This is a genomic window from Streptococcus sp. SC1 (assembly GCF_030272855.1).
Classification (GTDB): domain Bacteria; phylum Bacillota; class Bacilli; order Lactobacillales; family Streptococcaceae; genus Streptococcus.
In genome coordinates, this window is record NZ_JAQCMU010000004.1 from 88,276 (window position 1) to 114,705 (window position 26,430).

General features: G+C 42.7%; 24 protein-coding genes, 4 pseudogenes and 1 riboswitch. Of the genes and pseudogenes, 7 read left to right on the plus strand and 21 right to left on the minus strand.

The features are described 5' to 3' along the window. Positions 1-9: 9 nt before the first annotated feature. Complete coding sequence (locus PAN94_RS07010) at positions 10-435, plus strand: MarR family winged helix-turn-helix transcriptional regulator (protein WP_285875271.1); 426 nt, start codon at positions 10-12, stop codon at positions 433-435. Positions 436-556: 121 nt separating this feature from the next. Here PAN94_RS07010 and PAN94_RS07015 read toward each other — a convergent pair whose 3' ends face one another. The 4 genes from PAN94_RS07015 to PAN94_RS07030 form a co-directional block, all read right to left on the minus strand. After that, on the minus strand, positions 557-2,098 hold the full coding sequence (locus PAN94_RS07015; protein ID WP_285875272.1) for an ABC-F family ATP-binding cassette domain-containing protein: 1,542 nt from the start codon (positions 2,096-2,098) through the stop codon (positions 557-559). A 254-nt stretch (positions 2,099-2,352) separates the two neighbouring features. Further along, positions 2,353-3,009, minus strand: a complete 657-nt coding sequence (locus tag PAN94_RS07020) for a CBS domain-containing protein (protein ID WP_048763750.1) — start codon at positions 3,007-3,009, stop codon at positions 2,353-2,355. Between the two features lie 278 nt (positions 3,010-3,287). Continuing rightward, complete coding sequence (locus PAN94_RS07025) at positions 3,288-4,142, minus strand: bifunctional methylenetetrahydrofolate dehydrogenase/methenyltetrahydrofolate cyclohydrolase (protein ID WP_285875274.1); 855 nt, start codon at positions 4,140-4,142, stop codon at positions 3,288-3,290. Positions 4,143-4,281: 139 nt separating this feature from the next. Continuing rightward, on the minus strand, positions 4,282-4,512 hold the full coding sequence (locus PAN94_RS07030) for a DUF1797 family protein (RefSeq protein ID WP_005592360.1): 231 nt from the start codon (positions 4,510-4,512) through the stop codon (positions 4,282-4,284). Positions 4,513-4,752: 240 nt separating this feature from the next. Here PAN94_RS07030 and PAN94_RS07035 point away from each other — a divergent pair, with 240 nt between their 5' ends. Further along, a complete protein-coding gene (locus PAN94_RS07035) occupies positions 4,753-7,026 on the plus strand; it encodes an ATP-dependent Clp protease ATP-binding subunit (RefSeq protein WP_285875275.1) in 2,274 nt (757 codons plus the stop codon). 124 nt (positions 7,027-7,150) lie between these two features. Here the strand turns inward: PAN94_RS07035 and PAN94_RS07040 are convergent, their stop codons facing one another. From PAN94_RS07040 to PAN94_RS07075, 8 genes are all read right to left on the minus strand, one after another. Further along, positions 7,151-9,205, minus strand: a complete 2,055-nt coding sequence (locus tag PAN94_RS07040) for a cation:proton antiporter (protein WP_285875276.1) — start codon at positions 9,203-9,205, stop codon at positions 7,151-7,153. A gap of 12 nt (positions 9,206-9,217) precedes the next feature. Next, entirely contained in the window at positions 9,218-9,472 is a 255-nt protein-coding gene (locus PAN94_RS07045) for a hypothetical protein (RefSeq protein ID WP_015605557.1), read from the minus strand. A gap of 46 nt (positions 9,473-9,518) precedes the next feature. Then, positions 9,519-10,067, minus strand: coding sequence for a tRNA 5-(aminomethyl)-2-thiouridylate-methyltransferase MnmM (gene mnmM, locus PAN94_RS07050; protein ID WP_285875277.1), 549 nt, complete (start codon positions 10,065-10,067; stop codon positions 9,519-9,521). Continuing rightward, entirely contained in the window at positions 10,061-11,008 is a 948-nt protein-coding gene (gene mnmL / locus PAN94_RS07055) for a tRNA modification radical SAM protein MnmL/YtqA (RefSeq protein WP_285875278.1), read from the minus strand. The genes mnmM and mnmL overlap by 7 nt, the downstream gene beginning before the upstream one ends. Positions 11,009-11,067: 59 nt before the next feature. Further along, positions 11,068-11,367, minus strand: coding sequence for an MGMT family protein (locus PAN94_RS07060; protein WP_285875280.1), 300 nt, complete (start codon positions 11,365-11,367; stop codon positions 11,068-11,070). Between the two features lie 102 nt (positions 11,368-11,469). Further along, entirely contained in the window at positions 11,470-12,120 is a 651-nt protein-coding gene (locus tag PAN94_RS07065) for a phosphatase PAP2 family protein (protein ID WP_285875281.1), read from the minus strand. Beyond that, positions 12,110-12,673 (minus strand): ECF transporter S component, encoded by a 564-nt coding sequence (locus PAN94_RS07070; protein ID WP_045498937.1) that lies wholly within the window; start codon positions 12,671-12,673, stop codon positions 12,110-12,112. Before PAN94_RS07070 ends, PAN94_RS07065 begins: the two co-directional genes overlap by 11 nt. A gap of 154 nt (positions 12,674-12,827) precedes the next feature. Continuing rightward, a riboswitch (FMN riboswitch) is annotated at positions 12,828-13,046 on the minus strand. 80 nt (positions 13,047-13,126) lie between these two features. Beyond that, a complete protein-coding gene (locus PAN94_RS07075) occupies positions 13,127-13,636 on the minus strand; it encodes a tRNA (cytidine(34)-2'-O)-methyltransferase (protein ID WP_275432952.1) in 510 nt (169 codons plus the stop codon). Between the two features lie 305 nt (positions 13,637-13,941). Between PAN94_RS07075 and trkA the strand changes: the two genes are divergently transcribed. Then, complete coding sequence (gene trkA, locus PAN94_RS07080) at positions 13,942-15,291, plus strand: Trk system potassium transporter TrkA (protein ID WP_045498933.1); 1,350 nt, start codon at positions 13,942-13,944, stop codon at positions 15,289-15,291. A 4-nt stretch (positions 15,292-15,295) separates the two neighbouring features. Further along, the gene (locus PAN94_RS07085) at positions 15,296-16,735 is read left to right on the plus strand and encodes a TrkH family potassium uptake protein (protein WP_062004386.1); all 1,440 of its coding nucleotides are present in this window, start codon (positions 15,296-15,298) and stop codon (positions 16,733-16,735) included. A 48-nt stretch (positions 16,736-16,783) separates the two neighbouring features. Here the strand turns inward: PAN94_RS07085 and tnpA are convergent. Both tnpA and PAN94_RS07095 read right to left on the minus strand, forming a co-directional pair. Further along, positions 16,784-17,174: pseudogene (tnpA, locus tag PAN94_RS07090) on the minus strand (IS200/IS605 family transposase). A gap of 199 nt (positions 17,175-17,373) precedes the next feature. Next, positions 17,374-17,598, minus strand: a pseudogene (locus PAN94_RS07095) (AI-2E family transporter); the annotation flags it as partial. 118 nt (positions 17,599-17,716) lie between these two features. On the opposite strand from PAN94_RS07095, the gene PAN94_RS07100 reads away from it, so the two are divergent. Both PAN94_RS07100 and PAN94_RS07105 read left to right on the plus strand, forming a co-directional pair. Next, entirely contained in the window at positions 17,717-18,511 is a 795-nt protein-coding gene (locus PAN94_RS07100) for an ABC transporter ATP-binding protein (RefSeq protein WP_062004388.1), read from the plus strand. 50 nt (positions 18,512-18,561) lie between these two features. After that, a pseudogene (locus PAN94_RS07105) lies at positions 18,562-18,758 on the plus strand (hypothetical protein); the annotation flags it as partial. Positions 18,759-19,052: 294 nt separating this feature from the next. On the opposite strand, the gene PAN94_RS07110 reads toward PAN94_RS07105, so the two are convergent. From PAN94_RS07110 to PAN94_RS07130, 5 genes and pseudogenes are all read right to left on the minus strand, one after another. Then, positions 19,053-19,829, minus strand: coding sequence for an ABC transporter permease (locus PAN94_RS07110; RefSeq protein WP_285875282.1), 777 nt, complete (start codon positions 19,827-19,829; stop codon positions 19,053-19,055). Further along, complete coding sequence (locus tag PAN94_RS07115) at positions 19,816-20,769, minus strand: ABC transporter ATP-binding protein (protein WP_285875283.1); 954 nt, start codon at positions 20,767-20,769, stop codon at positions 19,816-19,818. Before PAN94_RS07115 ends, PAN94_RS07110 begins: the two co-directional genes overlap by 14 nt. Beyond that, a complete protein-coding gene (locus PAN94_RS07120; protein ID WP_502963015.1) occupies positions 20,769-21,365 on the minus strand; it encodes a TetR/AcrR family transcriptional regulator in 597 nt (198 codons plus the stop codon). The genes PAN94_RS07115 and PAN94_RS07120 overlap by 1 nt, the downstream gene beginning before the upstream one ends. Positions 21,366-21,604: 239 nt before the next feature. After that, positions 21,605-21,715 (minus strand): annotated as a pseudogene (locus tag PAN94_RS07125) (SAM-dependent methyltransferase); the annotation flags it as partial. A gap of 98 nt (positions 21,716-21,813) precedes the next feature. Beyond that, complete coding sequence (locus tag PAN94_RS07130) at positions 21,814-23,427, minus strand: ribonuclease Y (protein ID WP_005590895.1); 1,614 nt, start codon at positions 23,425-23,427, stop codon at positions 21,814-21,816. 277 nt (positions 23,428-23,704) lie between these two features. Here PAN94_RS07130 and PAN94_RS07135 point away from each other — a divergent pair, with 277 nt between their 5' ends. Continuing rightward, positions 23,705-24,187 (plus strand): S-ribosylhomocysteine lyase, encoded by a 483-nt coding sequence (locus PAN94_RS07135; protein ID WP_005590897.1) that lies wholly within the window; start codon positions 23,705-23,707, stop codon positions 24,185-24,187. 95 nt (positions 24,188-24,282) lie between these two features. Here PAN94_RS07135 and PAN94_RS07140 read toward each other — a convergent pair whose 3' ends face one another. Beyond that, positions 24,283-24,972, minus strand: coding sequence for a response regulator transcription factor (locus PAN94_RS07140; protein ID WP_285875284.1), 690 nt, complete (start codon positions 24,970-24,972; stop codon positions 24,283-24,285). 9 nt (positions 24,973-24,981) lie between these two features. Then, positions 24,982-26,406 carry an NADP-dependent phosphogluconate dehydrogenase gene (gnd, locus tag PAN94_RS07145; RefSeq protein WP_285875285.1) on the minus strand — a complete coding sequence of 475 codons (1,425 nt, stop codon included), beginning with the start codon at positions 26,404-26,406 and terminating at the stop codon, positions 24,982-24,984. Between the last annotated feature and the right edge of the window lie 24 nt (positions 26,407-26,430).

The window sequence follows — 26,430 nt, forward strand, 5'->3', positions numbered from 1 at the left end:
GGAGTTCTTATGGATTATCGTCAGTTATTTCGTCAAATGGGATTTATCTCCCGTCAAGCTATGATGAGAATGAACCAAGAAGCTAGCCAATACGGGCTTGATAATAATCTCTTTCTCATTCTTACTCGCATTGTCGAACACCCCGCCATCCATCAATCTCAGCTAGCAGAGCTGGTTCAGATTGACAAGACTACTCTAAGCCGCTCTCTACAAAAGCTGGAAGAACGAGGATTGATTATCAAAAAGACCAAGCAAGAGAATAAGAAATTCAAGGAGCTCTATCCACTGACTCCTGCACTAAAAGTATATGATAAGCTGATTGGCTATGAGGACAGATATATTCAGGCTAGTCTGCATCAACTGACTTCATCTGAACTCTTTCAGTTGGATCATATCTTACAGAAAATCCAAAACTCCCAACAAGAAGAAGTATAACACAAAATAGTTGCATTTGCAACTATATGACGTTAAAAACTAAAGCTATTAAAAGCGGCTGCTTGCAAGTAACTGAGTGAGTCCTCCTAGTCTCTGCAAGCAAAACCGCCTTAATAGCTTCTTAAGTTAGTTGATTGAAATCCCAGATCTGATCCATCCAGCCTTCATAGAAATCAGGCTCGTGGCAGACCATGAGAATGCTGCCCTTGTATTCTTTCAGAGCGCGCTTGAGCTCCTCTTTGGCATCTACATCCAAGTGGTTGGTCGGCTCGTCCAGAACCAGAACATTATTTTCTCGGTTCATGAGGAGACAAAGTCGGACTTTGGCCTGCTCCCCACCTGAAAGAACCTGGATCTGGCTCTCGATATGCTTGGAAGTCAAGCCACATCTGGCCAGAGCAGCTCGAACTTCTGCTTGATTAAGGGCTGGAAAGGCGTTCCAGACTGCTTCCAGCGGTGTCTGACGATTGCCGCCTTCCACTTCCTGCTCGAAATAGCCCAGCTCCAGATAGTCTCCGCGCTCGACTTGACCTGCGATAGGCGGGATAATCCCCAGCAAACTCTTGAGCAGGGTTGTTTTCCCAATCCCGTTTGCTCCGATGATGGCCACCTTCTGATTGCGTTCAAAGGTCAGGTTAAGGGGTTGAGTTAGAGGCCGGTCGTAGCCAATCTGCAAATCCTTGGCTTGGAAGATAAAGCGGCCAGGTGTACGGGCAGGCTTGAAGTCAAAGGAAGGCTTAGGCTTCTCACTTTGCAGCTCAATAATGTCCATCTTATCGAGTTTCTTTTGGCGAGACATGGCCATATTACGGGTCGCTACACGAGCTTTATTACGAGCTACAAAGTCCTTAAGGTCCGCAATTTCCTTCTGCTGGCGCTCGTAGGCTGCTTCCAACTGAGATTTTTTCATCTCATAGACCTCTAAGAACTGGTAATAATCCCCAGAATAGCGGGTCAACTGCTGATTTTCCACATGGTAGACGATATTGATCACATTATTCAAGAAAGGGATATCATGGGAGATCAGGACAAAGGCATTTTCATAGTTTTGGAGGTAGCGCTTGAGCCAGTCAATGTGCTCCGCATCCAGATAGTTGGTTGGCTCGTCCAAGAGCAGGATATCTGGTTTTTCCAGAAGCAGCTTGGCCAAAAGAACCTTGGTCCGCTGCCCGCCAGATAGCTCTGTCACATCACTCTCCATACCGTAGTCCATGACGCCAAGAGCCCGTGCGACCTCATCAATCTTGGCATCTAGCGTATAGAAATCTCGGCTCTCCAAGCGGTCCTGCAGTTCGCCTACTTCTTCCATGAGGGCATCCACATCCGCTCCATCCTCAGCCATGCTCATGTAGATTTCATTGATACGGGCCTCAGTCTTGAACAGCTCGTCAAAGGCTGTCCGCAGCACATCGCGGACAGTTTGGCCCTGCTCCAACACAGCATGCTGGTCCAGATAGCCAGCCGTCACATACTTGGACCACTCGACCTTGCCTTCATCCGGCAGCATTTTACCCGTCACAATGCTCATAAAGGTTGACTTTCCCTCACCATTGGCACCGACTAGACCAATATGCTCCCCCTTGAGCAGGCGGAAGGATACATCCTCAAAAATAGCCCGGTCACCAAAACCGTGGCTGAGATTTTTCACTTCTAAAATACTCATCTTTTCTCCTCTACATTGATTGCAGTTCCTTGATTATACCATCTTAGGAAGCCAATTGGCAAGAAAATAAAAGAGGCTGGGACAAAAGTCCTAGCCTCTCAATTGTCTTTGGATTGTCGAGCAAGACGCAGTGGTTGAGTGGGCTCTACTACGCTGATTTCATCAGCTTTTACAGCCCTACTCAACTGTGCGGAGGTGGGACGACGAAATCGAATTCTAACGAATTACCGATTTCTGTCCCACTCTCTCTAACTTTATAAAACTTTTGCGCTAGTGCGGGTAATATCTTCTACTTTTATATTGTGTGCTTCAAACTTGGACTTCAAGGAAACCAAGTCAATATCTCCGTCAATTTGTACCTCAATGACAACTTTACCGTCCTTACGAGGAATATTGACCGTGTTTGAAATATTGAGGTTTTCTTCGACAAGCAAGGCGATAATATGCGATAGGACACCAACCTCGTCTTCTGTGACAAAGCGCATTCGAACGCCCTTTTCGCCATAACCAGACACTTCTAGAAAAGCCTTGAAAATGTCGCGATCCGTAATGATTCCATAGACCTGCTCATTGTCAACAACTGGTAAGATTCCAATTTTATTTTTCAGCATCAAATAAGTCGCATCTTCCAGACTAGCATACTGGGAAATAGTAACAACATCGTGAATCATCACATCTTTTACTTTGGTTTTATTTAGAAGATAGTTCATTTCATAAATAGATAGGCTCGTTGCCTTTGATGGACTTGCTTCTGCGATTGTTCCTTCTGTCACAAGACCCACCAGCTTATCATTTTCAATCACGGGCAAGCGGTGCAATTTTTGGTCGCGCATAATATCTGCCGCATGCGCAATCGTTGTGTCTGGACTAATGTATACAACCTTGCGTGTCATAAAATCTTTTACTGCCATGAGAAGCCTCCTCTAGTTTCTTTTTCTAATCTTATTATACTGTATTTTCCAACTAATTTCAAACGCTTTCACAGTTTTCTCTTATGTTTTCAAAATTTAGAAAAATCAGGCAGGCTACCTATAAAAAAGCTAGATTCTCCTATGAGAAAACGAGGGGGAACATTTGACCCAGCCTCGCTTTAGCCTATCTCTATAGTTTCTTGTCTAATACCACTAGCGACAAGATTATGAAAAAACAATTGAAAGAGAAAATTGATCAGCCAAATGCTACTTTTTTATTATTTCTTTAAACTTCTGACAAAGGCCTGGTAAGTCTGTTCCATTAACATGGTAATAGTCATCGGTCCAACTCCCTTTGGAACTGGAGTAATGAGACTAGCCACTTCTGCCACTTCGTCAAATTTAACATCGCCAATCAACTTGCCATTTTCATCTCTGTTCATGCCGACGTCAATAACGACAGCTCCCTCCTTGACAAAGTCCTTGGTTACAAAGTGTCCTCGTCCGATAGCCACCACTAAAATATCAGCTTTCTTTGCAATTTTTGCTAAATGATGGGTCCTTGAGTGCGTCAAAGTAACGGTCGCATTTTTAGACAACAGAAGCTGAGCCATGGGTTTGCCGACAATATTACTACGGCCAATCACCACCGCATTCTTTCCTTCCAAGTCCACCTTATATTCGCGGAACATTTCCATGATTCCTGCTGGTGTAGAAGGAATCATCAAGGGATGTCCTGACCAAAGTCGCCCCATATTAGTCGGATGAAAGCCATCTACATCCTTATCTGGATCAATGGCTAATAGAACTGCTTCGTCATCAATGTGGGCTGGCAAAGGAAGCTGGACTAGAATTCCGTGCCAAGCTGGATCCTGATTATATTTAGCAATCAAGGTCAGCAATTCTTCCTGACTCGTTGACTCGGGCAGACGCACAACTTCACTACGAAAGCCAGCAGCTAGAGCAGACCGCTCTTTATTTCTCACATAAACCTGACTGGCTGGATTGTCGCCCACCAAAATCACCACTAAACCAGGTTCCTGACCTGTCTCTGCTTTTAACTTTGCTGTTTTTTCTGCAAGTTTCGCTTGAAGCTTTTCTGCTAAAGCTTTCCCGTCAATAATGTTTGCCATTCTTTTCTCATTTCTTTTTCACTATATTTATTCATTATATCAGAAATCCTACTGTCCCACTTATACATTTTTCTTATATAGAGTTATAAGATTAAAGACTGAGCTTGGCGAGCAAAATAAAAAAGCAGAACCCTGCTTTTTAGTATAATAATTCATAAATTTCCATGGCAATCAAGTCAATACTATCGAAAGTATAAGTCTCACGCGCTGCCACATCACGCAGAGTAAAAATTGGTCCATTTTCTTCGTCGTAGCTGTACGCCACTTCGGCAACAACTACTCCTTCACGTTCAAAATTACGTTTTAAATTTCCACCATCTTTGGCCATAGCTTCCAAACGATTGATGATTCTAACTAAATGTGATTCCATTTTATTTCTCCTATTTACTTGCTTCTCTCCTATTTTACCATAAAAAGAAACTGAAATACCAGTAAAAGACCATTTTTTTCTCTTTTCGCACTATAATTTCTCAAAAAATCAGTCTCAGGGAGGATTTTGTAGTAAATTCTTGCATTGTGCAAGAATACTGATATAATGAAACTATAATACTTTGACTATTTTTGACCATTTAAAAATAGGTGGATCTACGTCCAAAGAAAGAGGTAGAATATGCTTTGCCAAAATTGTAAAATCAATGAATCAACCATCCATCTCTATACAAATGTAAACGGAAACAAGCAGCAGATTGACCTTTGTCAAAACTGCTACCAAATCATGAAGACAGACCCTAACAATAGCCTTTTTCGAGGACTGACTCAGGCTAACAACCAAGGAATTGATCCTATTGACGATTTCTTTAACAGTCTTGGTAATTTTCAACAACCCCAAGAACCAAATCCAAATATCCCGCCAACTCAATCTGGAGGAGGCTACGGTGGCGGTGGCTATGGTGGCAATTCCAATCATGGAGGCGGAGCACGCCAACAGGCTCCGCAAAAGCCAAAAGGTCTCCTAGAAGAGTTTGGTATCAATGTGACTGAGATCGCTCGTAAAGGAGAAATCGACCCTGTCATCGGTCGGGACGAAGAGATTACTCGTGTCATTGAAATCCTCAACCGCCGCACCAAGAACAATCCTGTCCTTATCGGGGAACCCGGTGTCGGAAAAACAGCTGTGGTCGAAGGTCTAGCCCAGAAGATTGTGGACGGGGATGTGCCTCATAAACTCCAAGGCAAGGAAGTTATCCGCCTGGACGTTGTCAGCCTAGTACAAGGAACTGGTATCCGTGGTCAATTTGAAGAGCGGATGCAGAAGCTCATGGACGAGATTCGTTCTCGTCAAGATGTCATTCTCTTTATTGATGAGATCCATGAAATTGTCGGAGCAGGCTCTGCTGGCGATGGCAATATGGACGCTGGAAATATCCTCAAACCAGCTCTAGCTCGCGGAGAACTCCAAATGGTTGGAGCTACTACCCTCAATGAATACCGTATCATCGAGAAGGATGCAGCCCTCGAGCGCCGTATGCAGCCAGTTAAGGTGGACGAGCCGACAGTAGAAGAAACCATTACCATCCTCAAAGGGATTCAGAAAAAATACGAAGACTACCATCATGTCAAGTACACAGACGCGGCCATTGAAGCTGCGGCCCTTCTCTCCAACCGCTACATCCAAGACCGCTTCCTGCCAGACAAGGCTATTGACCTCTTGGACGAGGCTGGCTCTAAGATGAATCTGACCCTCAACTTTGTTGATCCTAAGGTTATTGATCAGCGGCTGATTGAGGCCGAAAACCTCAAGGCTCAGGCGACTCGCGATGAAGACTTTGAAAAAGCAGCTTACTTCCGCGATCAGATTGCCAAATACAAGGAACTCCAAAAGACGAGCGTGCTGGATAACGATATTCCAATTATCAGCGAGAAAACAATTGAGCACATTGTAGAGCAAAAGACCAATATCCCAGTTGGCGACCTCAAAGAAAAAGAACAGTCTCAACTAGTCAATCTCGCCAGCGACTTAAAGGCTCATGTCATCGGCCAAGATGATGCTGTGGATAAGATTGCCAAGGCCATCCGCCGCAACCGGGTCGGACTGGGAAGTCCTAATCGCCCAATCGGCAGCTTCCTCTTTGTTGGCCCAACTGGTGTCGGTAAGACTGAGCTGTCTAAGCAACTGGCCATTGAGCTCTTTGGCTCTGCTGACAGCATGATTCGCTTTGATATGAGTGAATACATGGAGAAACACAGCGTGGCCAAGCTGGTCGGTGCCCCTCCAGGCTACGTCGGCTATGAGGAGGCTGGTCAGTTGACTGAGCGCGTCCGCCGCAATCCATACTCGCTCATTCTACTGGATGAGGTAGAAAAGGCCCATCCTGATGTCATGCATATGTTCCTGCAGGTTCTGGATGATGGCCGCCTGACCGATGGTCAAGGCCGGACTGTCAGCTTCAAGGACACCATTATCATCATGACATCCAATGCCGGAACGGGTAAAGCTGAAGCCAGCGTTGGCTTTGGGGCAGCTCGTGAAGGCCGTACCAACTCCGTTTTAGGTGAATTAGGCAACTTCTTCAGTCCTGAGTTTATGAACCGTTTCGACGGCATTATCGAATTCAAGCCACTCAGCAAGGACAACCTACTGCAGATCGTCAACCTTATGCTAGACGATGTCAACCAGCGCTTGGCAACCAACGACATTCATCTGGATGTTACGGAGAAGGTCAAAGAAAAATTGGTTGATCTTGGCTACGATCCGAAAATGGGCGCTCGCCCGCTGCGCCGCACCATTCAAGACCATATCGAAGACGCCATTACTGACTTCTATCTGGAAAATCCAAGCGAAAAAGAACTCAAAGCTATCATGACCAGCAATGGCAAAATTCTCATCAAGTCAGCCAAAAAATCAGAGGCAGAAAAAACCAAGCTCGATGAAAGTCAAAACTAACTGACTTTAGCTCTGCATTTTGATAAACTTTTAAAAACAAGCAAAAAGAGAACGGACAAAGCATGCCGTTCTCTTTTTGAATTCTATTTAATTTTTAGTGGAGCTCACTGGATAGCCTTATCTTCTAGCGCTCTCTAGCGTAATTAACCATGTCATAAGGTAAAGTGTTGGCTCTTTCTTTCAGTGAGTAATTTTCTAAATTATTGACATTTTGGCGCAGGCGTTTTGCATAGCTACTTGAGATCAATTTCTTTTTCTCATATTCAAAGATAATTTTTCTTTCTAGATAATAGCCCCAGATCATTTCTGAGATGTTATTGGGCTTGAATCGCGCAATAACACGCTCGACGAAGGCACCACTACCGATGATCTCCGTTTCTCTTAGTCGAGATTCCTGCAAAAAAGTAATTAGAGAAGGGTTATAAATGCCCTTTAGATGTTCCAAACTTTCGATAATGACTTCGGTATTGGACAGATAAAGCTCTGCTATATCCTCCATATCCTCAGCAGTTAGATGCTTAGCTCCACCTTGCCTCCAAGAGCGCCATCTAGCACCAAGGGTGACGATTTCATGGAGCAACATACGCAATACGCGCAATGTAACAAGAAACATATAGGTAAAGCGAGAAACTAAGTTTCGATTGATGCCCTGCTCAATATTATGTAGGTAACGCTGATAAAGATGATAGCTACGATCGCTGATTTTTCCTTCCTCAAAAGCTTGCTCTAGACCATCATTCTCGATACTCAAAATCAATAATTTCAGAGCTGCCAAGTCTCGCTGAGTGGCCTTGTCTTCCTGTTCAAGGATTAGGTTTTCGATACGACCATGGTAATTGTCAATAGCCGCATAGAGAGGTGCCTTAGCCTTGGTTTGCTTGAGGCCTGCTTCCAGCTCACTCACCACTTCATTTAAAATAGCAATGTGCATCAGGTGCTCGTTTTCTTCTTCTCTTTCCTCAGACAGATGAGGAAGTGTGAGCAAACCCGTCAGAAAGCTAAGAAAGGTCACACCTGCTACCAAGAAAAGCAACAAAGGATGATCTTGCTCCAGCTGACTCGGAATCAAAAGAATAGTCGCAATGGAGACAGTTCCTTTGACACCTGAAAAGGTCAGCAGCAGCATTTCCTTCAGGTAGTTTCCAACATTCTTGTGCAATCTTCTGATTCGAATGAAGTAAAAAGTGAACAACATGACAAACCGAAGGGCAAAGAGTAGGAAAGTCAGAAGGACAATGCTCACGAGCAGCAAGAGATTATCGTAAATCGGGCTCTTTAAGATTGGCTCTGCAATCATCTCCAGTTCGATCCCTAAAATGATAAAGACAGAGCCATTGAGCATAAAGTTCACTGTATTCCAGATGGTTTCTGTAACCGAATCCACCTGGGCTTCCAGAAGCGTTATCCGCTTGAAGCGACTGGCCTTGAAGATACCTGCGACGACCACTGCGATAATCCCTGAAACATGAATCTCCTCTGCTAAAAAGAAGGTAACCAAGGGTAGACTCAGCTCCAGCAAGAGCTCACTAGCAATATCTGATACTTGGGCACTCATCAGCAGTTTATGCAACCAGCGATTAAGGGCTGCACTGGCCATCCCAACAGCAAATCCTCCAATAATGGAAAGAACTAAGGAAATACTAGCTTTTCCTAGGGAAAAACTTCCTGTAGTCCAAGCCAAAAGAGCCACACGAAAAGCAACTAGACCAGACGCATCGTTAAGCAATCCCTCTCCTTTTAGGATATTTTCCACCCGCTTGGGGAAGGAAAAACGCTCTGAGAGAGAAGCAAAGGCAACCAAGTCTGTCGGTCCTAGAGCTGCTCCTACGGCAACACAGGCCGCCAAGGGCAAGGCTCCCCAGAGAAGATGAGCCAGATAGCCCAAGCCGACCGTTGAAATAAAGATAACTGGAAAAATCAAATATAAAACGATTCTCCAATGTTTGAGGATACTGGTAATATTGCTTTCCTCAGCTTCCCGAAAGAGCAAGGGCCCGATCACCAAGGCCAAAAACAGCTCTGTATCCAAGTGAAATTTCTCCTGAGGCAGGATAAAACCAAGCGAAATTCCCAGCACAATCTGAACTAAGGGCAAGGGGAGCTGGGGCAGGAAGCGATTGGTCACATTCGAGACAACCAACAGGAGCAAAAAAACAATTGTGTAGAGAAGGATTTCCACTTTGAACCTCCTTTATCTTTGCTGGCAGCACTCTTTAAACAATTCTTTTTGCGCCGAAATCTTTTGATCAATTTTGGATAGGTCGCGGTGCTCAATCATCTTTTGGCAGCGCTCCATTTCTAAATTCACCAATTTTTTCTTGATTCGCAGCATTTTTTTATTCATTTTAGCCTCGTCTAAAAAGCCAGCATTCGTTTCTTCGTTGGCAGACTCGACATATTTGTTTCGTAAGCCAGCCAATTTTTCATGCAAATATTGCTTGTCCATTTTTTCTCCAAATGATTACTCAAAGTTTTTAGCAACTTTGGAACCCTTATTTTTCTTTTAATTTCTCAATCATAACCAAAAAAGGCGGATTGTTAATCTGATTGATGGTCTTGTAAAGGGTGACAGTGAAGTCCTGCTGGGGCAGCTGACTGACGAACTCAAGCACCGCATCTTTTTCAACTTCGCCCCCTTCATGACCATAGTAAATCATGATAGCTGCTCGACCTCCTTTTGCTAAGCCTTGACAGACCTTTCCCAGAGCTTCCAGCGTCGTATCGGGTCTTGTAATGACAGACTTGTCCGCCGAAGGCAAGTAGCCAAGATTAAAAATAGCAGCCTTGAAATGGTCTGTATATTGGTCCAGACTCTCATGGCCAGCCAAGATTAGCTGAGCATTGTCCAAGCCAGCTTCTGCCAAGCGCTGGCGGGTCTTTTCTACAGCCTGCTCCTGAATGTCAAAAGCATAGACTTGCTTGGCCAACTGAGCCAGAAAGAGGGTGTCATGCCCGTTGCCCATCGTAGCGTCCACTACGATATCTTCCTTGGTCACGACTTCTGCCAAAAAGTCATGGGCCATCTGTAAAGGTCTTAACATACGAATCTCTGCTCCTTTGCTTTACAGCCTTGCTTGCTGCCACGACAACGCATTTCTGCCTCGATGGCATTGAGAACTTCCCATTTATTGAGGCTCCACATGGGGCCAATCAACATATCTCGCGGGGCATCGCCTGTGATACGGTGGATAACGATATGCTCAGGGATAATCTCTAGTTGGTCGCAGATGATGGAGACATACTCCTCCTGACTGAGCAGCTGCAGTCGCCCCTCATGATAATCCCGCTGCATGCGGGTATTGGTCATCAAGTGAAGCAAGTGGAGCTTGATTCCCTGAATGTCATTGTCCGTTACACAGCGACGGACATTTTCCAGCATCATCTCATGGGTTTCGCCCGGCAGGCCATTGATCAAGTGAGAGACAATCTCCGCCTTGGGGGCCAGCTTACGAATGCGCTGAACCGTCTCCACATAAAGCTCATAGGAATGAGCACGGTTGATAAGGTCTGAAGTCTCCTCATAGGTAGTCTGAAGGCCCAGCTCCACGGTCACATGCATGCGCTCAGACAGGTCAGCTAAGTAGGCGATGGTCTCATCAGGCAAACAGTCGGGCCGAGTTCCGATATTGAGGCCAACGACACCTGGCTCGTTGATGGCTTGCTCATACCGCTCACGGATCACTTCAAGCTTCTCATGGGTATTGGTGAAATTCTGGAAATAAACCAGATACTTACGAACATCCGGCCACTTACGGTGCATAAAGTCAATTTCCTTATAGAACTGCTCCCGAATGGGCGCATCAGGCGCCACGATGGCATCACCAGAACCCGAAACGGTACAGAAGGTACAGCCTCCATGCGCTACCGTACCATCCCGATTGGGACAGTCAAAGCCCGCATCGATGGGCACTTTAAAAGTCTTTTCTCCAAAAAGTTTTCGATAATAATCATTCAAAGCATTGTAAGATTTCATACCTTCCATTCTACCACAAAAAGGAGCCTAGAAACAAAAATTTCCTCTTTCACTAAGAAAGAAGAAAATCATGCCTCCCACTGATAACGCTTGAGGTCCACACAGCCATTGGACTTCAAGTCTACTCCCTCCGCCCAGAGCAAGTGTGCTTGGTTTTCCCAGCCTGGTGCGAGGCGCCCTGTCGCATTGACCACCCGATGGCAAGGATGCTTGCCGCCATAAATCTCCGACTGACTGAGTATCTTCCCCACCAAACGGGCGTTTTTAGGCCGCCCAATCAAACGGGCAATCTGACCATAGGTCGCCACGCGCCCAGAGGGAATCTCATCCACAAGAGCTAAAACCGACTTGATGATTTCTGGATTCAAAACGTATAACCTCCTCTTCACCTCACTTGCTCCTATCTTAAAAGAAGAGGCCTTCTTTGTCAAGACAAAAAGGCTGACAAAGCCAACCTTTCTCATCTCTATTTATTTCTGCTTTCCCTTGAAGCGCCACTGAAAGCGCAGCTTGTCATAAAAGGGAAATTCGATATTGAGAATGGCAAAGCCCATCAAGGCTCCTCCGATTACATCCGTCGGGTAGTGCACGCCCAGATAGACTCTGGATGCCATAATGGTCAAGATAAAGAGCAAGAGCAAGCCCTGTACCAGACGCTTGATTTGTTGATTCTGCATCCGTTGCTGGACAATGATAATCAAGGTGCCAACAACAATGGCTGTCGCCATGGCATGCCCACTTGGGAAAGAATAGCCTCCCTCTTCGACCAAATGCGAAATACTGGGCCGACTTCTTTGGTAGACGAGTTTAATCAGCTTAATCAAAATCCCATGTAAGACTAGATTTCCCGCCAGCAAGGCAGCTTCCAACTTCCATTTTTTATAAAGGAAAAATAGGACAAGGGCAGACACCCAGATAATAATTCCTAGTGGGTCAATGAAACTGGTAACCAGTTTGAAAAATGTCGTCAAAGCTGCAGGCAAGTCTCCCCGCAGCCAAGTTTGAATCGGGCTATCAAAGGCAACTAGCTGCTCTGGATAAAACTTGACCATGTAGCCTAATATGACGAAAAGTAAAAGGGCAAAACTGCCCTTCATTAAAAATGTTTGTTTATCTCTCATAATGTTTTAAGGTTGGTTTCAAGAGGACGTATAACAACCAGAATGAAACAGCAAAGATTACACCCTCAATCAAGTTGAAAGGTAATACCATAGTCATGAGGTAGTTGGAAAGTCCCATAATTTTTCCAATATCAAAGTTGGCAAACTTCGCGTACAAAGGAACAGCGTAAACATAGTTGAGAACCAACATAGCCACGGTTAAACCAATAGTCCCAGCTAGAGAGCCTAGTAGGAAACGAAGGGTTGTCCGTTCCTTTTTCCAAATCAAAGCAAAGACGATGACAAAAACTCCCAAAGCTACAATATTCATTGGCAAACCAATGTAAGTATTCACTCCCTGGCTGTTAAGAAGCAGTTTCAAGAGTGAGCGAAGCAAGAGAACTCCTAGAGCAGCAGGCAAATCCATGACCACCAAGCCCACAAGGACTGGCAAGATACTAAATTCGATCTTGAGGAAGGATGCCGCTGGTAAAAGCGGGAAGTCAAAGTACATCAGCACAAATGAGATGGCTGATAGAATTGCAATGGTCGAAAGTCGACGTGCGTTTGTCATAACAGGTTCCTCCAATTTTCTATAAAATCAGAAGAAGTTAGAAAGGATTCCTCTATCTATTCTCACTTTTTATATCCCAAAAGTTCCCTCTCACTCCATCAAAGCAAGCGGTTACAGTTTAGCTATAAATCTATCAGAACAGACAAAGCTATTCTTTCGTCTTCTCCCATCCAGACTATACTGTCGGTTGTGGAATCGCACCACATCAGCTTTCGCTCGCGGACTTATTTGGCTAAGATATTTTAGATTTATCTAGGCGTTGCAGTCGAAGATCATACTTAAAGTATATCGCGACAAGACAACGACGAGAAAGCTAAAATAGCTAGTCAAAATTACCGCCGGTCGGGAATTTCACCCTGCCCTGAAGACCCTTTAATCATAACAAAAAACGCTTGCAAGTGCAAGCTTTTTGATTGATGTAATCAATATTATTTTAACTTAAGTATTTTTCATTTATTTCAACTTATCCGCTTCGTACTCATGTACCAAGTCTAGTCCTGCAAAGTTCTGTTGGCGTAGGGCTTCGTAGACAATCATGCAGACCGTATTAGAAACATTCAAGCTACGGACATGCTGGTCATTCATGGGAATGCGCAAGGCCTTTTCTGGATGCTGGCGCATAAATTCCTCAGGCAATCCCTTATCTTCACGACCAAACATGAAATAATGCGGCCCTTCTGCTGAGAAATTCTCCTCCGAGTAGACCTTCTCGGCAAACTTAGAAATCAGATAGAGTCGTCCGTCCATCTGCTCCATAAAGTCATCTAGACTCTCATAGAAGCTAATATCCAGCTTATCCCAATAATCCAGTCCAGCCCGCTTCATCTTACGGTCGTCAATAGGAAAGCCCATGGGCCTGATGATATGGAGGGGAGAATTGGTCGCTGCACAAGTACGAGCAATATTGCCTGTATTCTGTGGAATTTGTGGTTCAAAAAGGACGATATGATTTTGCTGAGACATGATTTTTTCCTGATTTTCATTAGAATAAAAAAATAGCCACACTGCCCGGAGTCAAGCTCAGCAAACAGCGTGGTTAAGGCATCATTAACTTACATCACAACAGGTTTGATGTAAATCAATGAGGGTACTTTCCTAGTATATCATTTTCTTCCGACAAGTCAATAAAAACGACTTCAAAAAGTGAGATTTTTGTAGGATTTCTTTTGAAACAGCTTACTATTCTGTAAAAAACGGCTTTATTGAGATTTATAGATGAAATTTTATATAAAAAAAGGTATGATAGATACATATTCGGGAGGAATAATATGAAAATTATCGTCGTCGGAAGCGGGAAAGTCGGAGCCGCCCTTTGTCGCTCGCTCGTTGCTGAAAAGCATGATGTCGTTTTAATTGAACAAAATGAAGCTGTTCTAAATCATATTACAAAACGTTACGATATTATGGGCATCGTTGGAAATGGTGCGAATTTTAAAATCTTGGAGCAGGCAGATGTTGCCCACTGCGATATCTTTATTGCCATGACTGAGCAGGATGAGGTTAACATGGTTTCAGCCGTTCTCGCAAAGAAAATGGGGGCCAAAGAAACCATTGTCCGCGTGAGAAATCCTGAATACTCTAATGCTTATTTTAAAGAAAAAAATATTCTAGGTTTCTCTCTGATGGTCAATCCTGAACTCCTCGCTGCTCGTTATATTGCCAATATTATTGATTTTCCTAATGCCCTGTCATTGGAGCATTTTGCTAATGGTCGAGTGACCTTGATGGAGTTTAAAATCAAGCCAGAAAGCTATCTCTGCCAAATGAATCTCTCGCAATTCAGGAAGCATTTCCCCCACGTTATTATCTGTGCTATTGAGAGAGAGGGCAAACTCAGCATTCCAGATGGTGATTTCACCTTGCAGCCATCTGATAAAATCTTCCTAACTGGAAATCGTTCAGAAATTGTCCGCTTCCACAATAAAATCCGACCAAGAGTCATCAAGAGCCTCATGATTATCGGGGCAGGTAAGATTGCCTATTATTTATTAAATATTCTCAAAAATAGCAAGATTGAGCTCAAGGTCGTCGAGATCAATCGCCAGCGGGCAGAGTTCTTCAGCCAAGAATTCCCTGAGCTCTACGTGGTCAATGGAGACGGTACAGCCAAAGATATTCTACTCGAGGAAAGAGCTGCACATTACGATGCAATAGCTACTCTGACAGGCGTCGATGAAGAGAATATCATCACCTCCATGTTCCTCAATAATCTTGGAGTTCAAAAAAACATTACCAAGATCAATCGGACAAGTCTCCTCGAGATTATTGACAATCAAGACTTCGCAAGTATTGTCACGCCAAAAGGGATTGCGGTTGATACCATTATGCACTTTATCCGCGGACGGAATAACGCGCAATTCTCCAGCCTAGAAGCCTTGCACCATGTAGCAAATGGCCAGATTGAAACGCTCCAATTCCAGATCAATGAAGGAAATAAAATGATCGAACAGCCTCTTTCTCAGCTCAAATTGAGGAGCGGAGTGCTGATTGCTGCTATCATTCGTCAAGGCGTAGCCATCTTCCCAAGTGGAGATGACTATTTGGAAGTCGGAGATAAAATCATCGTGACAACCTTGATTCAAAACATCGATAAGATTTACGATTTGTTAGAGAGGTAGCCCCATGAATAGACCTATGATTCGCTTTCTCCTCTCCAAACTCCTGCTCATCGAAGCAGCCCTCTTGTTGGTTCCAACAATCGTTGCCCTGATCTACCACGAAGATCTTGAAGTCTTCCTTTCTATCGGCGCGACAATGATTATTTTAGTGATTTTGGGTGGATTAGGTTCAGCCTTTAAGCCTAAAGATGCCCACATTTACACTAAGGAAGGGGTACTGATTGTTGCCCTTTGCTGGATTCTCTGGTCCTTCTTTGGTGCTCTGCCTTTTGTCTTTTCTGGCCAGATTCCGAATCTAATTGATGCTTTCTTTGAAGTTAGCTCTGGCTTTACCACTACTGGTGCTACGATTTTAAATAATGTATCTGTCCTTTCCCACTCCCTCCTCTTTTGGCGTAGTTTTACCCACTTAATTGGAGGAATGGGGGTGCTGGTCTTTGCCTTAGCTATCATGGACAATGCCAAAAATGGCCACTTAGAGGTTATGAAAGCGGAAGTTCCTGGACCAGTCTTTGGTAAGGTTGTGTCGAAATTAAGAAACACTGCCCAGATTCTATATATTATCTATCTAGCGCTCTTTGCCCTTTTTACTTTTCTTTATTTCCTCGCTGGCATGCCACTCTTTGATAGTATCGTCATCGCAATGGGAACGGCTGGTACAGGAGGCTTCACTGTCTTTAACGACGGAATCGCCCACTACAACAGTTCTCTAATCACCTACCTTGTCAGCTTTGGCGTTCTGACCTTTGGGGTGAACTTCAATCTCTACTATTATCTCTTGATTCGAAGATTTAAAGCCTGTTTTCATGACGAGGAGTTGAAAGGCTATCTCTGGATCGTCCTCACTGCCACTATTTTGATTAGCTTCAATGTTCTCCATATTTACGGGGAATTTGCAAAAAGCTTAGAAATTTCATTTTTCCAAGTTTCCAACATCATTACTACGACAGGATTCGGCTATGGAGATACCGTACAGTGGCCCCTCTTCTCACAAGTCATTCTGCTGCTGCTCATGTGTCTAGGTGGTTCTGCTGGCTCCACCGCTGGCGGTTTCAAAGTGATCCGTGCCATTATCATCGGTCGCATCGCTAAAAACCAAATCCTTTCCACACTTTCGCCAAACCGCGTTCTAACCATGCATATCAACGGTGCTGTTTTGGATAAAGATACCCAACACAAGGTTCTCAAATATTTGGCAGTTTATATTTTGATTATCGCAGCTTTGATTTTCATCATCAGTCTGGACAATAACAATCTAATGACTGTTACCAGTGCTGTCATCAGCTGTTTCAATAATATCGGACCAATGATTGGAACAACTGAGACCTTCTCTATCTATAGCCCGTTTTCTAAATTCCTCCTCTCTCTTGCCATGATTGCAGGACGTTTAGAGATCTATCCAATTCTGCTTCTATTCCTACCAAGAACCTGGTCTAATAGATAGCAGGAAAATAGCTATCGTTACTTGACTAATGCCCGTAACAACGGGCTTTTATCTTGTTCTAAAACTACCATCTGAGAACGAATCCTCGTACGATTTGACACTTAACTTTTTAAGGACAATGTTATTTTTTCCCAATCCCGAATCTATTTGGCAACTGTCTTTCCGTTTAGGCCAACGGTACTTACATATTTATCAAATATCCCGTGAAATCAAAAATCGAAAGTTTTGGAGGGATCAAGACAAGTATGTGAACATGATCTGGCATCATCTGTCCCTCAATAATTTCCACACCTTTGTATTGACATAGATGAAGAAAAATCTCAATGGGATCTCGTCTTATTTTGTAGTGAATGATTTTTCTGGGATACTTGGGGGTAAATATGATAGGATATTTGCACGTCCATTTGGTATGTGCTAAACTGCAACTGGTTTTAGCCAATTCTTTTTCCTCCTTTGTCTTACCTGAACAGATAGATTCTATCAGGAAAAAGAAATGAAAGCTCAAAGCCTTGGCAGCCACCAGCTTAGCTGTGGTAGTTTTCTTGTTTTTCTCTACGAGAAAAACTGGCTTGAAGCCATAATAAAAATAAGACGGAAGGCCCTTCTTCCTTCTTATTTCTGGTCTCGAGACTCTGGAATCAATCGATTCCAAGCTCTTCGTTCTTCTTCTGCTGCTGGGTTTCCTTGTGATTATCATAGCGATCAACCAAGAATTTGGCGATTTCTTTGAGGATAGAATAAGTCGGTATTGCCACAATCATCCCCAGCACGCCATGGATATTGCTGGATAAGAGCAAGAGCACTATGATGGTAATAGGATCGACCTTCATCACACCGCCAACGATACGGGGATAAGAAAGATTATCGTTAGTAAAAGGACCTACATCAGCTTACTTTTATAAAACATCTGCCTCCTCCTATCGGTTATTTTTTCCTAAATTTTGTTATAATAAAGGAGTTTTAACGAAAGAGGGAGTAAAAATGGAAAAAATTATCAAACTGGAAAATGTAAGCTTGGCTAAACAAGGCCGGACCATCTTAAGAGATCTCAACTGGCAGGTGAAAAAGGGAGAGCATTGGGCTATTCTCGGTCTCAACGGTTCAGGAAAATCTACTCTCCTGCGCTTGCTTATGGCTGAACATTGGAAGGCCCAGGGCAAGGTGACGGTTCTGGATACGGAATTTGGCGCCGGCGACATTCCTCAGCTGCGAACTAGGATTGGAGTAGTTGGCTCCTTCATTGCTGAGCGCCTGCCTAGCCATCTCACTGCCGAAGAAATCGTCCTGACAGGCAAGTATAAAAGCAGTATTCTCTACGCTCCTTACGGACAAGAAGAACTGGATCAAGCTAGGGAAATGCTGGCTTCCATTGGCGGACAAGATTTGATTGGCCGGAGCTACATCAGTCTCTCTCAAGGAGAAAAGCAGCTCTTGCTGATTGCGCGCAGTCTCATGGAAAAGCCAGAACTGCTTATCCTAGACGAAGCGACCAGTGGTCTGGATCTCTTTGCCCGCGAGAACCTGCTGGATCAGATTGGTAAGATTACGCAGATGGAGCAGGCCCCAACCATTCTCTATGTCACCCACCATGTAGAGGAAATCACTGAAGCTATGGATCATGTCCTGCTCCTGAAAGAAGGCGAAATCATAGCCCAAGGTCCTAAAGAAGACATTCTTCAAAAAGAGGTCATGGATCGCTTCTATCCTCAGCCAGTCGAGCTGATCGAGCTGGGAGAAGACCGTTATTTCATCAAGGTGGAGAACAGGTCCTTATGAAGTAATTTTCTAACATCATCTTCAGTCTGGGCTAGGTTCTGATTCTGACCATGACTGCGATTGTCTTGCTTTTCCTGTCTGGGCAGATTCTGCTGTCCCATACTTACATCCCTTTAAGGACTGTTGAGGGGGTTCAATTCGTCAGTAATCCTTGGTATTTCTACCCTATCCTCCTGTTCTTTAGCCTCAGCCTTTTTTAATCCGGTCCCTGTTGGAAAAGGTTCAGACCAAGTATTTTTTCGGATTTTGTCCCTCACCTGACTAATGCTATGACAACGGAATTTTACCTTGTTCTAAAACTGCCATCTGAGAACGGTTTGACACTTAACTTTTCAAGGACAAGGTCATTTTTTCCCAATCACATATATTAGAAACTATCTTTTCATTTAGGCCAACGATATTCACATAGTCTCCTCTCGCCCAAAACTCTCGATTATCATAATATAACCCCTCTTATTCTTCAATCTGAACTGGAGGGGTTATTTTGAATAGAAATGAATAAGACTTGGCTTTGTGTTATTAGCATTTTCATCACTTCATTTTAATCGTAATCAGAATACCTCCACCAAGCTATTGTTGCGATAAGACCTAGAATACTGACCCCAAATAAACTGACAAAGCTCCCAAAATTCAATAGTGGTTTTCCTGCAATACCACTTGCGAGTGCAGGAATCGCCCATGGAATATACTTTCCAAAGTTAAGAGCAGAACCAAGCTGAGAAAAAATAATAGTAAAAATAATAAATGCCAATGGTGACAAATATCCCCGGCCTAAACAAGCAAAAAAAGCCACTGGAGTAGAGAGAATAATCGTAAGAGTAGTACAAAAACCAAAAGTAAGTATACCTTTGAAAATCACCGCTAAGCTCCCACCCTCAAGTCCAATCAGATTGCCAGCTAATAATCCTAACAAAAGTGCAAAAATTGATAGAATATAGCTCCATAGAACGATAACGATAAACTTGGATAATACGATTGTATCTCTTTTTATTGGGAGTGCTAATAGGTCTATCATCGTTTTATCAGAATATTCTCTACCAAAAACCCAAGATGCTGTAAATCCAAAAATGAGCAATCCCCCAACAGAAATGACTTGTGATATGGTCATTAAGTATGACGACCAGTCTGTTATCCTCATTATTTCCATTTTTGCAGAAATCAAACCAAGATTTTTGAAATTCTCTGGATATTTCATCATAGTTGCAAACAAACCAACAATAAAAGGAACTAAACAGATAGAACAAGCAGTTACGATGGAAAGTTTTGATTTTATTAACTTTTTCCATTCAATTAAAATACAGGAACTAAGCTTTTTCATTCGAAACACCTCCATTGTAGTCATTCAGTATTCTTAAGAAATAATGCTCTAAATCTTCTTTTTCAACAATCAGTGATTTGGGTGGATAACCTGCATGAACCAGCAATGTAGCAATTTCTTCCGGATACTCCACAGATCTTGTATCAATTAGTTCTAAAAAATTGATATTATTTTCTGTGTCTGATTGAATGTTTACCTGATAGCCATGGTTAGATAATACTTCTTTCATGGCCTTATTATTAGATCCAGTTACTAGTAACCTCTTTTCTAAGTACTGTTCTAATTCATTGCTTTCAACTTCTCTTATAAGTCTGCCCTCATGTATAATGACTATTCTAGTAGCAATTTTAGATATTTCTTCCAGATTATGACTTGAAATAAGAACAGTTGTACCTAGATTATTCGCCAATTCCTTTAATAATTCTCTAACTTCAATAACTCCAAAAGGGTCTAATCCATTTGTTGGCTCATCAAGAATTAGAATTTTAGGTTTATGAATAATCGCTTTTGCAATTCCTAAACGCGCAACATTTCCTAAAGAAAGATGCTTCTCCTGTTTATGTTCATATTGCTTTAGTTTTAATTTTTCAATTACCCAGTCAATATTATCTTTATTAACCTCTCTTAATTTACTAACGATTTCTAAATTTTCTCTCACCGTTAAGTCTGGATAAGAATAAGGTGTCTCAATAATATAACCTATTTCGTTTCGAAGTTCTAAATTATTCAGATCTAACTTCTTTCCTTGAATATAACACTCTCCTGATGTAGATTTTATCAATCCTAGCATCATTCTCATCGTCGTTGTTTTCCCTGCACCATTCAATCCTAAAAACCCTACTATTTCACCACTTTTAATTGATAGATTCAAGTTGTTGACAACATTTTTTGTTCCATATTTTTTAGAAAGGTTTGCGGTTCTAATTGCTTCTTTCACCATTACCTATCCTCCTTAGTAATTTGCTCCACAACTCCTTGTATGACTAACTTCAATGTGATATCAAATTCTTCTTCACCTATTTCCTCAATGTGTAGAATAGTCATAGCAATCGTTCTAAATAAAGCAGAGACGATTTCTAGCGATACATTTTCTCTAATGTTGATTCGAGATACAATTTCTTTAACCATCCTATCATCTATCATATGGTGATTTGTTATCACCTCTTTTGGCAATTTTCTTAGGAGTAATTCCATTTCATGATTTTTAAATATGGTATACATAAATGAATAGCGAAAATCTTGATAAAAATCATAAAGTAACTGTACCAGACGATTTGTATCTATCTTGGTTTCCATACCTAATTGTTCTGTCAGACGATTCATAACATCTATTTGATATTCTTCTAAGACCGCAAAAAATAACATTTCTTTTGAGGAATAAAAATTATAAAAAGAACCTTTGGAAATATCTACCATGGCTGCCATTTGGTCAACTGTGGTTTTCTTAACCCCATATCTTTGCAGACATTCCCTTGCAACTTTATGTAATTTCTTTCTAATTGCTTCTTTTTCTTCACTAGTAAAAGCAGTAGCCATAACTTCCTCCTAAAAACGCTATGACGTTTTTTGATTTTTCAGTCATAGATTATCATATAAACTGAAAAATGTCAAAAGCCTTATATCTTCTTTGTAGGAAAATATAAGATTTTAAATTTACATACACCCTAATTCTCTTCTTTTAGAGCTATTTATTTGATTTTCACGATTTAAAAAATAAGGATACAGTACTGAAAGCTCCTATTATCTGACTTTTCTCTCTGTATCCTTATTGTATCTCAAGTTCCTTCTCTCACTTTCTCAATCATGACTAAGAAAGGCGGGTTGTTAATCTGATTGATGGTCTTGTAGAGGGCAACGGTGAAGTCCTGCTGAGACAGGTAGCTAAGATTAGTCGAGCATTGTTCAAGCCAGCTTCTGCCAAACGCTGACAGTTTACTACTTCATTAAAAACAAACAAAAAGGTCGAGACAAATGTCTCAACCTTTTATTTTGCATAATCAACTGCTCGCATTTCGCGAATGACAGTGACCTTGATATTTCCTGGATATTCCAAGTTGTTTTCAATCTTTTCACGCACGTCATGCGCCAAGATTGTAATCTTATCATCCTTGATTTTCTCTGGACTGACCATGATTCGGATTTCACGACCTGCCTGAAGGGCAAAGCTTGTCTTAACTCCTTCAAAACTGTTCGCAATTTCTTCCAAATCTTGCAATCGCTTGATGTAGCTTTCCAGCGATTCACTGCGAGCTCCTGGACGAGCTGCACTTAGGGCGTCAGCTGCTGCAACGATGACTGCAATAACGCTCTCAGGTTCCACATCTCCGTGGTGGCTAGCAATCGTATTGATAACAACTGGATGCTCCTTATACTTGCGAGCCAACTCAGTTCCAATTTCCACGTGGCTGCCTTCTACTTCTCGATCGATGGCCTTACCAATATCATGGAGGAAACCAGCACGACGAGCCAAGTTCGCATTTTCACCCAACTCTCCAGCGATAACTCCAGCCAATTTGGCAACCTCAATCGAGTGGCGGAGAACATTTTGCCCGTAGGAAGTACGGAACTGCAAGCGACCCATGATTTTCATCAAATCAGGATGCAAGTTTGGTGCTCCGATTTCATAGGCTGCGGCTTCACCATACTCTCGAATACGATTATCAATCTCTAAGCGATTCTTTTCGACCAATTCCTCGATACGAGCCGGATGAATTCGACCATCCTTGAGAAGAGCTTCCATGGTCATCCGAGCAATCTCACGGCGAACTGGATCGAAACCTGAAAGAGTAACCACTTCAGGCGTATCATCAATGATAACATCAATCCCTGTCAAACTTTCAAAGGTTCGAATATTGCGACCTTCACGTCCGATAATCCGTCCCTTCATGCTGTCATCAGGAAGATGAACCGTTGAATTGGTCTGCTCAGCCACATAGTCACCAGCAATCCGCTGCATAGCTTGAACCAAGATATCCTTGGCCACCTTGTCAGAGCGCTCTTTGATATCCTGCTCCGCTTCCCGAATACGAGTCGCAATTTCCTTGGACAGCTTGTCCTCGGTCTTGGTCAAGATAATCTCACGCGCTTCCGTCTGAGTCAGGGATGCTACCCGCTCAAGCTCAGCTTCTTTTTGCTGCTCTAGCTCAGCTACTTGTGCTTCACGCGCATCAATGTGTTTAGCTTTATCAGTAAGACTCTGTTCTTTGTGCTCCAAAGTCTTTTCCTTGTTGGTTAAATTGTCATCTTTGCGGTCAAGACTACTTGCGCGCTCTGTTAAGCGGCTTTCAATTTGTTTTAACTCCTGACGCTCAGACTTAAATTCTGCATCAACCTCTTCACGATATTTTCTGGCTTCTTCTTTTGCCTCCAAAAGTGCTTCTTTTTTAAGCGAACTGGTTTCGCGCATCGCTTCTTTGACAATCAAATCAGCTTCACGTTCCGCCTGACCGCGTAAATTGGTTGCTTCTTGTTCAGCATTTAAAAGAGTAAGTTCCGCGGCTTCTTTAGATGCTTTCATCTTAACCACGATTCCTACATACCCAATCACTAAACCAATGATGGCAGCAAAAACAAAAGCAGCTATCGTATATAAGCCCATGTTTTTACTCCAAATCTATTTAATTATTGAATTCAAAATTCCTTTTTATTCTATCATAAATAGCAGAAATTCACAAATCAATTTTTTGAAAAAGAAGACCGTTTTTTGCCTATTATTGGGCTAAAAGGCGCTAAATCAAAGAATTTAATATATAAAATTTTTTTATTTCCTAACTCTTATTTTTTTATGCTATAATCAAAAGGAAGTGTTTAAAATGTCGCTTTTGAGACCTGACCTCATTTTCAGGTTCCAATTTTAAAATTTTAAAGGAGAAACCATGTCTAAAGAAGTTATCGTTGAAAGTTTTGAGCTCGACCATACAATCGTAAAAGCACCCTATGTTCGCCTCATTGGCGAAGAAACTGGCCCTAAAGGAGATATTATCTCTAACTTTGATATTCGCTTGGTACAGCCAAATGAAGACTCTATTCCGACTGCTGGCCTGCATACCATCGAGCATTTACTAGCTATGCTCATTCGCAAGCGGATTGACGGTATGATTGACTGCTCACCTTTCGGTTGCCGGACAGGCTTCCATATGATTATGTGGGGGCAACACTCAGCAACCGAGATTGCCCAAGTCATCAAATCTTGCTTAGAAGAAATCGCTGAGACAACTACTTGGGAGGATGTCCCTGGTACTACTATCGAATCCTGTGGCAATTACAAGGATCATAGCCTCTTTTCTGCCAAAGAATGGGCGAAACTCATTCTCAGTCAAGGAATCTCTGACAATGCTTTCGAGCGCCATGTCCTCTAAGCAGAGGGATTTTTATCTTCTAGGATTTTATTATTTGCGCTAAAAATAAAAAAATTAACCCGTCCTTCTGGAAACAGAGGGCGGGTTTGTTCTTATTATTCCTGCATAGCATAGCCGATACCACGGACAGTTTTGATATAGCTGGTCTGCCCAGCAATATCAATCTTACTACGTAGGTAACGAATATAGACGTCTACTACATTAGTTTCAGTGGCGCCTTCATACTTCCAGACACGTTCCAGAAGCTGCTCGCGGCTCATGACCTTTTGGTTGCTCATCAGCGTCACCAGTAGATCATATTCCCGTCGTGTCAAGGCAATCACTTCCTCTCCACGATAGACGATATGATTTTTCAAATCAACTCGTAGATTGCGGTAAGCAGTCGGTGTTTTCAGCTTGCTACAATGCTGGTCAATAAAGTCCCGACCTCGAAAAATATCGGAGACTTTCTCAACCAAATCATTGATAATAAAGGGTTTTATGGTATAGGACACAGCAAAGCGCTGAATCTCAGCTGCATGTTCTTTGATTTCTTCACGACTGGCAAGGACAATGATAACAGAAGCTGGCTTGATTAAGCTCAGCTGTTCGGCAAAATCACTGGCAGTCATATCCTGAAGAGCATAGTTGAGCAAGAGCAGATCATAGTCTGCTTCTCTAACTAAAGCTAGGCCTTCTTTACCCGTTTCAGCCATGTCTACAAGAAAACTTTCCTTTTGCAGTTCCAAAGTCACAAATCGTGCAAGATTCTTTTCTTTTTCTACTAATAAAATTCGCTTTGCCATAGGCCTATCCTATTTTTCGTCATACCAAGAGTAGTGGAAGGTTCCTTCTTTGTCTTTACGTTGGTAAGTGTGGGCACCAAAGTAGTCACGTTGTGCTTGGATCAAGTTAGCTGGGAGATCCGCTGAACGGTAGCTGTCAAAGTAAGTAATGGCAGCTGAGAAGGTTGGTACTGGTACACCTGCTTGAATAGCAAGAGCTACGATATCACGCACTGCTTGTTGGTATTTAGCAGTAACATCCAAGAAGTACTCATCCAAGAGAAGGTTAGCAAGATCTGCATCGCGGTTGTAAGCATCTGTGATCTTTTGCAAGAAACGAGAACGGATGATACAGCCATCACGCCAGATAGATGCGATGTCCGCAAATGGCAAGTTCCAGTTGTTTTCTTTGGAAGCTACACGCAATTGAGCAAAACCTTGTGCGTATGAAATAATCTTTGAGAAGTATAGTGCTTGGCGAATCTTTTCGATCAATTCAGCCTTGTCGCCTTCAAACTTGAAGGCAGCTGGTTTTGGAAGCACCTTGCTAGCATGTACACGCTCTTCTTTATAAGTAGAGATGTAGCGTGCGAATACTGACTCAGTAATCAGTGACAATGGAACACCGAGATCAAGTGCTGATTGACTCGTCCACTTACCAGTTCCTTTGTTTCCTGCAGCATCAAGGATGTAGTCTACGATTGGGCCGTCTTGACCTTCATCGTCTTTGCGACTCAAAATATCTGCTGTAATCTCAATCAAGTAGCTATCAAGCTCGCCTTTGTTCCACTCAGTGAAAATTTCAGCCATGTCTTCTGCAGAAAGACCAAGCAAGTGTTGCATGAGGTCATAGCTTTCTGCGATTAATTGCATGTCACCGTACTCGATACCGTTGTGGACCATCTTCACATAGTGACCAGCTCCGTCAGGACCGATGTAAGTCACACATGGTTTGCCATCTTCAGGTGCTTTAGCTGAGATTTCTTCGAGAACGTCAGCTACCAATTCGTAGGCTTCTTTTTGTCCACCAGGCATGATAGACGGTCCTTCAAGGGCACCTTTTTCACCACCAGAAACACCAGTTCCGATAAAGTTGATGCCTGAGTTTGCCAATTCTTCATTACGACGGATCGTATCTTTGTAGAAAGTATTTCCTCCGTCGATCAAGATATCACCCTTGTCAAGGTGTGGAAGAAGGGCTTGGATGGTTGCATCTGTACCAGGTCCAGCTTGAACCATAAGCATGATACGGCGAGGTTTTTCGATTGATTGAACGAAAGACTCTACATCGTAGCTAGGTACAAATTTCTTTTCTGGATGGCAAGCAATCACGTCTTCTGTTTTTTCTTTGCTACGGTTGTAAATGGCAACTGTATAACCACGAGATTCGATATTTAGGGCAAGGTTACGACCCATTACGGCCATACCGACAACACCAAAGTTTGCTTTTGTCATTTTCTACTCCTATAGACTTAGTTG